1 protein-coding gene and 1 pseudogene are annotated in these 1613 nt (G+C 62.0%); both read right to left on the bottom strand.

The annotated features are described in order from the left end of the window. A pseudogene (locus AWB81_RS44445) lies at positions 1-170 on the bottom strand (cysteate racemase); the annotation flags it as partial. Beyond that, entirely contained in the window at positions 167-1456 is a 1290-nt protein-coding gene (locus tag AWB81_RS42760; RefSeq protein ID WP_062644603.1) for a dicarboxylate/amino acid:cation symporter, read from the bottom strand. The gene AWB81_RS42760 and the pseudogene AWB81_RS44445, both read right to left, overlap by 4 nt. Positions 1457-1613 lie beyond the last annotated feature (157 nt).

Here is a 1613-nt window from a genome sequence, read left to right as displayed (position 1 = left end):
GCATCGGAACCCCGGAAGGGATGCTGCTCGAAGATGGCATCGAAATGCTCGCCGTCGCTCGCCGCGGGCATCGACTTGATCAGCTTGAAGAAGACGTCCGCGCTCGCGAGCGGCCCGAGTCCGCCGACGACGCCGAACTTTCGCACGCTCGTCTGCTTGCCGTCGCTCATTTCGGCTCGCCTTTGAACTGGCCGAACGTGACCGCCTGTGCAACACGCTCTTCCCGCACCGCGCGCCGGACCTCCCACTTGGCGATGACCGCCGTGGCGATGCTGTTGCCGATCACGTTCGTCGCAGTCCGTCCCATGTCGAGTATCTGATCGATGGCGAGCACCAGCACCACGCCCGAAGGCGGCAGGTGGAACATCGGCGCCACGGCCGCGACGACTACCACCGAGCCTCGCGCGACACCAGCCATCCCCTTGCTGCTGACCATGAGGACGAGCAACATGAGGATCTGCGTGCCGAGCGGCATATCGATACCGAACGCCTGTGCGATGAAAATTGCCGCGAACGCCTGATACATCATCGAGCCGTCGAGATTGAACGCATACCCGAGCGGCAAGGTGAGTCCAACGACTTTCTTGTCGACGCCGAATTCTTCGAGCTTCTCGGTCAGACGCGGATACGCGGCCTCGCTGCTCGCCGTCGAGAAAGCGAGCATCGCGGGTTCCCGGATCGCCTTCAGCAGCGCCCAGATCGAGTTGCCGAGAAGGGCATAGCCGACCAGGATGAGCGCGGTCCACAAAAGCGCGAGACCGGCATAAAAGCTGCCGATGAGCTTACCGTAGGTCATCAGCACGTCGAGCCCGTGCACCGTGATCGCGGAGGCGAGCGCACCGAAGACACCGAGCGGGGCGAGTCGCATCACGTAGTCGGTCAGCTTCAGCATGGCCGGCACAAGCCCCTCCACGGCGGCGATCAACGGCGTCACGCGCGGGTCCGACTTGATCACACTCAGCACGATGCCGAACAGTACGGAAAAGACGAGGATCTGGAGGATATCGTTGCGCGCCATCGCATCGAGGATACTGGTGGGAAACGCGTGCGTCACGAAGTCCTTGAAGTTCAGGCCGCCGGTGTTGAGGCCAGTCGCCACGTCGGCGCTCGTCTGGGTCAAGTGCAATCCTGCGCCCGGCTGAAACAGGTCCGCGAGGAAGAGGCCGAGCGCAAGCGAGCACAGCGACGCGCACAGGAACCATCCGATCGACCTCAACCCGATTCGGCGCACATCGCTCGTACCTTCCATGCCGGCGAGGCCGGAGACGAGCGTAGCCAGGACCAGCGGCGCAATGATCATCTTCACGAGGCGCAGGAAGATATCGGTGACGATCGAGAAGTAGCCGGCAATGGCCTTTGCTTGAGCCGCATCCGTAGCCGACCGATGGCAGACGTAGCCGACAGCCACGCCGAGTACCATGCCAGCGAGAATATAAAGGGTGAGTCGATTTTTCATTTGTCTCCGTCCAAGGATGGCGCGTTTTGGGTCGGTGCGACCGCTGCGCGCTCGGGGGCTGGCAAAGGCACCGCGGGTTCAGCGGCGCTTTTGTATCTGGACGGAATCTTAGGGAAGCTAGAAAAAAGGTGAATGCTAGTCCTGCATATGGTTATGC

This window comes from Caballeronia arationis (assembly GCF_001544975.2).
Lineage (GTDB): Bacteria > Pseudomonadota > Gammaproteobacteria > Burkholderiales > Burkholderiaceae > Caballeronia > Caballeronia arationis.
Note: the sequence above shows the minus strand (reverse complement) of the source record. Positions and strands in the feature narration are given on the sequence as shown.

What these genes read in the sequence shown, in the direction of transcription:
- AWB81_RS42760 (WP_062644603.1), bottom strand. Translation starts at nt 1,456, where the DNA reads ATGAAAAATCGACTCACCCTTTATATTCTCGCTGGCATGGTACTCGGC.